9 protein-coding genes are annotated in these 7,813 nt (G+C 58.5%); 1 reads left to right on the top strand and 8 read right to left on the bottom strand.

What is annotated here, in order from left to right; genetic code table 11:
* The 8 genes from AD948_RS06415 to AD948_RS06380 all read right to left on the bottom strand — a co-directional run.
* Positions 1–368, bottom strand: a 368-nt coding sequence (locus AD948_RS06415; RefSeq protein ID WP_156478966.1) for a hypothetical protein, incomplete at its 3' end; no start/stop codon positions are given.
* On the bottom strand, positions 365–925 hold the full coding sequence (locus tag AD948_RS06410) for a hypothetical protein (protein ID WP_061471174.1): 561 nt from the start codon (positions 923–925) through the stop codon (positions 365–367). The genes AD948_RS06410 and AD948_RS06415, both read right to left, overlap by 4 nt.
* 15 nt (positions 926–940) lie before the next feature.
* Positions 941–1,468 (bottom strand): phage fiber-tail adaptor protein, encoded by a 528-nt coding sequence (locus tag AD948_RS06405; RefSeq protein ID WP_061471173.1) that lies wholly within the window; start codon positions 1,466–1,468, stop codon positions 941–943.
* Positions 1,465–2,073: a hypothetical protein gene (locus AD948_RS06400; RefSeq protein ID WP_061471172.1), complete on the bottom strand. Its 609-nt coding sequence runs from the start codon at positions 2,071–2,073 to the stop codon at positions 1,465–1,467. Before AD948_RS06400 ends, AD948_RS06405 begins: the two co-directional genes overlap by 4 nt.
* Before the next feature lie 2 nt (positions 2,074–2,075).
* On the bottom strand, positions 2,076–3,146 hold the full coding sequence (locus AD948_RS06395; protein WP_061471171.1) for a hypothetical protein: 1,071 nt from the start codon (positions 3,144–3,146) through the stop codon (positions 2,076–2,078).
* A 2-nt stretch (positions 3,147–3,148) separates the two neighbouring features.
* Complete coding sequence (locus tag AD948_RS06390) at positions 3,149–3,718, bottom strand: DUF2612 domain-containing protein (RefSeq protein WP_061471170.1); 570 nt, start codon at positions 3,716–3,718, stop codon at positions 3,149–3,151.
* A complete protein-coding gene (locus AD948_RS06385) occupies positions 3,718–4,875 on the bottom strand; it encodes a baseplate J/gp47 family protein (protein WP_338076676.1) in 1,158 nt (385 codons plus the stop codon). The genes AD948_RS06390 and AD948_RS06385 overlap by 1 nt, the downstream gene beginning before the upstream one ends.
* An 88-nt stretch (positions 4,876–4,963) precedes the next feature.
* Positions 4,964–5,317, bottom strand: a complete 354-nt coding sequence (locus AD948_RS06380; protein WP_061471168.1) for a hypothetical protein — start codon at positions 5,315–5,317, stop codon at positions 4,964–4,966.
* Positions 5,318–5,623: 306 nt separating this feature from the next.
* On the opposite strand from AD948_RS06380, the gene AD948_RS06375 reads away from it, so the two are divergent.
* Positions 5,624–7,741, top strand: a complete 2,118-nt coding sequence (locus tag AD948_RS06375) for a catalase (RefSeq protein ID WP_061471167.1) — start codon at positions 5,624–5,626, stop codon at positions 7,739–7,741.
* Positions 7,742–7,813: the final 72 nt, after the last annotated feature.

Raw genomic sequence — 7,813 nt, 5'->3', positions numbered from 1 at the left:
GCGGCTGTGGCGGCTGTGGCGGCTGTGGCGGCTGTGGCGGCGATCGGTGCGGAAAGAAGCCGTTTCTGCAAGCTCTTTTTCACGCCGGGCGCTGTTTCCACAGCATGTTTCAGCATCGCCTTGCGTGACTGGCTTACAGGTGTGCCAGTGATGGAGGTGCCGGGTCCTTCTGGCGACGATACTGGCGCGGTTTGCACGGACGGCAACGGACCATGGAGGGCTGCCCGCACTGCGGGAACGCTCTGCTGGTATTGGGGTAGCAGATGGTTGGGGCGCGTGGCGGCAACTGTATGAACAGAGGCCACCAAAAGCAGCCCGGAACAGGCACTGAGCAGAATACGGGCTTTAAGAACAGATTTCATGCTCATGTGTTTTCCTGAGAGATGCAGATATAGCCGCCATTGTTCCACCATGCGCCCGCTACGCCGGGGTCTGTGGTGGGGAGTTCAAGCGTCATCAGCACATGGCCATTCCGCACGCCCAGACATTCCAGCCCACCCAGAAGCAGGTTGCCGGATGCGGAAAGTGCCGCAAGCCCGTTGGGGGTGCCTTTTTGCGCATCTACAATGGTGGCGGCAGCACCCGCCGCGCCAGAGGCCGCCTGCCCGGCCTGTGTTGCGGCATCCTGCGCCTGTGTCACAAGGGTGGAGACTGCCCCCTGCACCTGCCCGCTCATGGCATCCACATAGGCTTTGTTGGCCAGATGCGCAGGGGCAGATGGGGCAATTGGACAGGCCAGCAAACCGGAGAGTGTATCGCCTGTTTTATCAACCGCGCCGGACCAGATCTTGCCCTGGGGCACAAACTGCCCCTGCCCGTTGAAAATACCAAAAACAAGATCAGTTGCCGCAGGCTGGGCCTGCACCGGCAACGCGGAAAGCGGCGTGCCACTTAGGGTGGCCGCCGTGGTGGAAGACCCGGACATTGGGGGTTGTGTCCTTCAGGCTAGAAGATAGGGGCACCCGCTTTCCGTTGTCAGAATGACCGTATTGGAAAGTGCAAGGGCATTTGGAGGCACCGCCGTGCCATCTGGCAGGCTGGGGGCTGTGGCGGCCGGTGTGGCCGGGCTGGTGGAGTGAATGGCTATGGAAACCGGCTGACTGAGACTACGGCCCTGCTGTGTGGTAACACTGACCAGAACCGTTTGCACCGTGCCGGGAGCACCGCCGCTGAGAAACAGGCACGCCATGCCATTGACCAAAGTGGCCCACAGCACACGCATATCCGTCTCCTGCCCGGAGGCCGTAGGCACGCTGGCGGCAACACTGGCGAGGTAATCCCCCGTGCCGCGCAGCCATTCAGTGGCATCCAGCGTAAAATCCAGCGTGTCGGCACTCGCTTTTGGGGCCCATGCCAGAGCAACGGTTTGCCCCAGCAGTCCACGCAGGCGCAGGCTGGCAGGCACAGCCACAGGCAGGGTGCGGGCCGGTGCGGGCTGCCAGCCGGTGGAAGGCAAGGGAGCAATCATGCGTGCTGCCCTGCTGTGGTCGGTATTGGCTGCGTCAGGTGCGGTACTGGAGCCTGTTCAAGACACGAAACAGCGTTTCCTTCAGAGTGTGTTTTCTGAACAGCCCTGACGCTTACCCCCGGTGCGGGCATGGCGGCGGCGCTCAGTGCGGGCTGTGCAGGAAGCTGCGTGCTGGTGGTGTCTGCCCCGCTGGCCAGTACACGCAGGCTGGCAAGATAGGTCTGCCAGGCGGCGGGCGGCGTCTCGCCATACATGCCATAGGCTGCCCAACTGGTGGTGGCTGCCTGTTGCAGGGCATTGGCAGCCTGAGTGGCCAAAGGGAGCGGCGGAGCAGTGTAATCCACAATGCCGCCATTCTGCACCGCTTTTCCGGCTGGCAGACGGAAGCCGGTGGTGTTCGCCCAGTCTGCCGCGCTGATGGGCACAAGCTGGCTTGCGGGCGGAAGGCTCTCCACACTGCTCATGCTCCATGTGTCATACCATGCGGTAACGGGGGCGGGCTGTGTGGCAGTGGCATCATACCCGGCGTAATAGCGTGCGGGGTAGGCTGCCTGCACCTGCGCGGCAACGGAGAGAGAAGAACTGGAAATCCCCTTATCTGACATGGTTATTTCTTCCCTTTTGCCTCAACATAAATAGCGTTGTAGGAGCCATATAGATTCAGGGTGAAGCCAGCGGCATCTGGTTCCCACACGCAATGATAGTGCGAGATCACACCGCCCGTTACCGCCTGCACCAGAATGGATTGGGGCGCTGCGGAAAACGCCACCGGAAAAGTGATTCGCCCGGAAGAAACGTTATCCACACTGAAGCATTGCATCATGTTCCCGTATGGCAGGTTGATGATCCGGTCATCATTTGTGGCAAAATCATTGTTGTAGTTTGAGAGTGTCAGGCATACGCCAGCACGTTCAAAGGTGCCGTTTACCCATGATGAGGTAGCAAACTGGCCAGAAACCCACGCCGATGTTGCGAATTGTGAACTGACCCAGGAGGGGGTGGCAAATTGTGCGTTGGCCCAGCTTTGGGTTGCTACCTGTTGCCCATTTTCTGAAAAATGGCCGCCTCCAAATATGGCAATGGACCCATCCGCGCTGATGCGCGCCACATTGACGCGGGTGCCCCCCACGTTGGAATACACATCCAGCACACCATCTGACGCAACGGATGAAAGACGATACAGCATGCTGTAGCCGCCCGCACCGTCAAAGGAATAGGCATTGCCTATGGCAAGGGAGCCTTGCAGCTTGCCCCCGGCAAGAGGCAGATAATTTGCAAAAAGATTTTGCCACGCCGCCCCATTTGCACCAGGGATGGTCATGTTGTTTTCTGCGGTGGACACCCAGAACGTGCCCGGCGTTGCACCTGCCACCACGGCTCCGGCAGGATAGCCGCCGATGCCAGAAGCAAAAGTGGCATCATACTGGCCGATCATGCCCGCCTGATAAGCCTGCAACACGGCAGAGAGGCGATGCAGAAAACCGTTCATGTCCTGCCCGCGTGGGGGCACCCCACCAGCGGACCGCCCGATAAAGGTTTCTGGCGGAAAGCCAAGGGAGACAGACGCCGTGCCATCGCCCACAGTGGACTGTGTGGCCGGAATGGTGGCAAGGTTGCCTGCACTGGCGGAATCCGCAATGGGCTTTGCAAACCGTTCAGGAAAATCAGATTGTTTCATGCTCAGCCTTTAATGGCGTAGGTTACCCGCACACCCGCAGGGCGAGGCAGGACACCGGAATTCTGGATAATGGAAATCTGCACCGCAGATGGCACAAAACCGAACGTGTAAGTCATGCTCATGCCGCCATGATCAGACACCCAGGCATCCCCCTGCCCTGCGAACAGTGTCATGAGAATGGCGTTCAGGCTGGTAATGGAGCCATCTGTAATATTGGCCATGGCCTTGGCGTAGATCAGTTGGCGAAACCCATCATCAGACAGGCGATAATTGCCGCTTGAGACAGTGCCGGAATACCACGGAGCACTGTTGAAACTGTCCTCTGTCAGATCTTCCGCTTCTTCAAACCCGCAGAATGTGTCTGATGTTATGCTCAGAATGCGCTGCACGCCTACAATCCGACCCCAGACATCCAGACCGTACCCTTGGGCGGTTTCCAGGTTCCATATCTGCTGGTACCACGTCTCGATCAGCGTAGCGGGATCAAACGCCTGGTTCCAGGCCGCAATCAGGGCATTCAGGGTAGGAGAACATGCATATTGGGACAGAACGGTTTTCTGCACATTCTGCATCAGGCAAACACCACACTGATATTTGCCGGATCAAGCGTAGGCACCTGACTGATGCCGAAAGTCGCGCTGAACCCGGTTGGCGTGGCGGTCATACCAAGCGTGATATCCGCAATCTGCGCCCACGTGCCCAGTGCTGCGATACTCGCATAAAAGCGGCTGGCATACAGCGTGGCCCCAATACGCGCGCGGCTGCCCCCGTCATCCCCTGAAAATGCGGCCTGTATGGCGGCCTGCACGGCTGTTGTGGCCGTAGAGGGCACGGTGGAAGACGCCACCATTGTCACTTTTACAAAAAGCGGTGTGGGGGTGGCACGCTGAAAACTGACGGTATAGCTTGGCGCTGTATTATAAGCGCTGTTGGGGTCTGTCACGGTAACGGTCGTGCTGCCGGTATAAGCGCACCCTGGTGGCTTTTTACGCAGGATAGCCTGCGCAATGGCCTGATCGGCGCCGCCGTTGGCACAGACATACAGGCTATAGGGCGCAAGCGTAACACCGCCCATCGTGGTGGCCGAAGCCGTGCTGTTATCCGTGACAAACGCATCAGTTACGCCCGGAACGGCTTGCACAGCGGCGGATATGGCATCCAGCGGACCGATGGCGTTGGCGGCGACCGATACGCGGCGTCTTTCTTCAAACGCAGTGCGGCTTTCTACAGCGCTGCCCGTTACCCCGGCAACTGGGTTGGTAACAGTTGCCCACCCGGCCAGAGACTGGCTGATGCCAACGCTTTGCGCCGGGCAAACAACCTCGCCCGCCTGCGTGCAGGAAAACGTGCCGCTGCCGGTGCCTGTGGCATCCAGCGTGATGGCGGCATCTGCCGCGTAACTGTTGCCTGACGCATCCTGCACCAGCGCGCCCTGCGGAATAACAGTACCGGCAACCCCCGTACACAGGCAGGTGACAACCGTGGCGGTGGCAGGCAGACGGGACATGAAATAAAGGCGGCCGATGGCATCCTGCATCCGGCCGGAGGCACGGGCCGGATCTACCCCGTTGGCAAGTGCCAGAAACTGATCATACGCATCCCCCAGAATGGCGGTGAGCGACATGGCCAGTTGCCCTTGCGGGGTGGAAAGATCCGTATTGAGGGTATTGCCGAAGGCTGCGTTCAGATCGGCCAGCACGCCAGCCAGCATGTCCGGCTCCTCCGGCATGATGAAGCCTGTGGCATCCAGCACTGGAGCCGGGACGGATGTTGTGCCGCCAGATGTGGTCTGGCCTGTGCTGGTGGTTTGTGCGGTTTCAGAGGCTGACAACAGTCTGGCTCCCGTCTGCAAGAATAAGCTGGATAACGCCGGAGAGACGGCGCTGGGGGCTGATGGCTGTCAGCACACACACCGCGCGGGCCACGCCCTGCACGCTCTGGGCTGTCTGCTCCACATCTGCCCGGAAGAGAGCGGCGGACTGGGTGCGGCCCAGAATATTGCTGAGATAGGGCAGCCCAAGGCTGGTGTTGTACCAGCACTCGCCCAGGAACACCCGGACTGCACAGGCCACATTCTGCGCCACGGCATAGGGGGCGGAGGCCACGGCTATGTTTCCGGCGGCATTAACCGCCAGGTCCCACGTTGCGCAGTCAAGCAGCAATGTTTGCATGACATAAACTCTTTGTTTTCTGAGGGAAGAAAGGCCATGCGCCGCCTTAGCCTTGCGCCTGGGGCATGGCTGACTTTGCCGGGAGAGAGGAAACTCTGACGAGGACACACGCGTTAGAGGCCCGACATAACGCACGGCTGACGGGCCCATTTCAGCACATCACACCCCGGCACCCCGGAGCGACGCAGAGGAGAAGACTGCACCCGGCAGAAAACGACTGATGGAGGGGGAATACTCCGCTTCATCGGGCCGTGTTCTGCGTGGGGTTCCGCATGTTTCAGGATTTTAAAGGGAAGGCGCAGGCATATGAGCACGACGGATACAGACCGCAAACCCGTAACATTGGGCGAAGAAAAGGTACAGCGCGGCGCAGGTGGCGAAACACACCAGACCGCCCACGGTGACGTGCCAACCCTGACCACCCAGCAGGGCGTGCCTGTAGCGGATGATCAGAACACACTGAAAGCAGGCGCACGCGGCCCAAGCCTTCTGGAAGATTTTCATTTCAGAGAAAAGATTTTCCATTTTGACCATGAGCGTATTCCAGAACGGGTTGTGCATGCCCGTGGCTATGGCGCGCATGGTTTTTTTGAACTGACCCATTCCCTGTCTGACATCACACGGGCGGATGTGTTGCAGCGTGTGGGCGAGCGTGTGCCCGCGTTTGTGCGGTTTTCCACCGTGGCGGGCAGCAAGGGATCTTTTGACCTTGCGCGTGATGCGCGTGGCTTTGCGGTCAAGCTGTACACCAAGGAAGGCAACTGGGATCTTGTTGGCAACAACATTCCCGTATTCTTCATTCAGGACGCCATCAAATTTCCGGACATGGTGCATGCCGTGAAGGAAGAGCCGGACCGCGCTTTTCCGCAGGCACAATCCGCGCATGATAATTTCTGGGACTTCATTTCCCTCACCCCTGAGAGCATGAACATGATCATGTGGGTGATGTCTGACCGGGGAATTCCGCGGTCCTTCCGCTTTATGGAAGGCTTTGCCGTTCACACGTTCCGTTTTGTCACGGCGGATGGCAAATCCACCTTTGCCAAGTTCCACTGGAAGCCCAAACAGGGGCTGCAATCTGTTGTGTGGAACGAGGCCGTCAAAATAAACGGTGCTGACCCTGATTTTCACCGTCGTGATTTGTGGAACGCCATTCAGGCAGGCAACTACCCGGAATGGGAACTGGGTGTGCAGCTTTTTGACGATGAATTTGCTGACACGTTCGATTTTGACATTCTGGATGCAACAAAGCTGATTCCGGAAGAACTGGTGCCCGTGCAGCCTGTTGGCCGGCTGGTGCTGGACCGCATGGTGGATAATTTCTTTGCGGAAACCGAGCAGGTGGCCTTCTGCACCCAGAACGTGGTGCCGGGGATTGATTTTACCAATGATCCGCTGCTTCAGGGCCGCAATTTCTCCTATCTGGATACGCAGTTGAAGCGGCTGGGTGGGCCGAACTTTACGCATATTCCCATCAATGCGCCTAAATGCCCGTTCCATCATTTTCAGCAGGATGGCCACGGCGCGATGCATAACCCTAAAGGGCGGGTGAATTATGAGCCCAACTCCTGGGGCGGAGAAGCCGGTGGCCCGCGTGAAAACCCGCAGAAAGGCTTTACGTCTTATCCGCAGGACGTAGAGGGCCGGAAAGAGCGTGTGCGGTCAGAAAAGTTTGCGGACCATTACAGTCAGGCGCGGCAGTTCTACAAAAGCCAGACCGAGGTGGAGCAGACGCATATTCAGCAGGCCATTACCTTTGAACTCAGCAAGGTGGAAACACCGGCTATTCGTGCCCGCGTGGTCTCTCACCTGTTGAATATTGACAAGGGACTGGCACAGGCCGTGGCTGACGGGTTGGGGCTGGAAAAACTGCCAGACGCCGCACCACCTGCCAGCAAGGTGATTGACCTGCCAGAGTCCCCTGCCCTGAGCATTCTGAAAAATGGTCCAAAAACCTTTGAAGGCCGCAAAATTGGTGTGCTGATTACCAACGGTGCGGATGAAGCCATTCTGGAAGCGTTGGAAAAAACCGCCAAGGCTGAAGGCGTTGATCTGGAACTGGTGGCACCGCAGATTGGCGGGATCAAGACATCAAGCGGTCGCCATGTTCCGGCAGGGCAGCGGGTGCCGGGCGGCCCATCTGTGTTGTATGATGCGGTTGTGCTTCTGCTTTCTGAAGACGGAGCCAAACAGCTTGCGAACGACGCAGACGCCAAGGATTTTGTGACGGATGCCTATGCGCATGCAAAATTCATTGCGCATGTGCCTGAAGCTGCTCCGCTGCTGAAAAAGGCGGGCCTGACGGATGATGCGCTGGATGAAGGGGTTATTACGCTGGAAAAACCCTCCTCGGTTCCGGAATTTGTCAAAACCTGCCGCGCCCTGCGCTTCTGGCAGCGTGAGGCAAAAGTGCATGCAGTCTGACGCCTGATTTTCCTGCGCACCGTTTGACGTTACGGTGCGCGTTAACAGGCTAAAGAACCGTTTAGCTAAAAC

Source organism: Acetobacter senegalensis (genome assembly GCF_001580995.1).
GTDB classification, from domain to species: domain Bacteria; phylum Pseudomonadota; class Alphaproteobacteria; order Acetobacterales; family Acetobacteraceae; genus Acetobacter; species Acetobacter senegalensis.
This window is presented reverse-complemented; position numbering and strand designations above follow the sequence as displayed.

What these genes read in the sequence shown, in the direction of transcription:
- AD948_RS06385 (WP_338076676.1), bottom strand. Translation starts at nt 4,875, where the DNA reads ATGCCGGAGGAGCCGGACATGCTGGCTGGCGTGCTGGCCGATCTGAAC.
- AD948_RS06410 (WP_061471174.1), bottom strand. Translation starts at nt 925, where the DNA reads ATGTCCGGGTCTTCCACCACGGCGGCCACCCTAAGTGGCACGCCGCTT.
- AD948_RS06380 (WP_061471168.1), bottom strand. Translation starts at nt 5,317, where the DNA reads ATGCAAACATTGCTGCTTGACTGCGCAACGTGGGACCTGGCGGTTAAT.
- AD948_RS06375 (WP_061471167.1), top strand. Translation starts at nt 5,624, where the DNA reads ATGAGCACGACGGATACAGACCGCAAACCCGTAACATTGGGCGAAGAA.
- AD948_RS06400 (WP_061471172.1), bottom strand. Translation starts at nt 2,073, where the DNA reads ATGTCAGATAAGGGGATTTCCAGTTCTTCTCTCTCCGTTGCCGCGCAG.
- AD948_RS06395 (WP_061471171.1), bottom strand. Translation starts at nt 3,146, where the DNA reads ATGAAACAATCTGATTTTCCTGAACGGTTTGCAAAGCCCATTGCGGAT.
- AD948_RS06390 (WP_061471170.1), bottom strand. Translation starts at nt 3,718, where the DNA reads ATGCAGAATGTGCAGAAAACCGTTCTGTCCCAATATGCATGTTCTCCT.
- AD948_RS06405 (WP_061471173.1), bottom strand. Translation starts at nt 1,468, where the DNA reads ATGATTGCTCCCTTGCCTTCCACCGGCTGGCAGCCCGCACCGGCCCGC.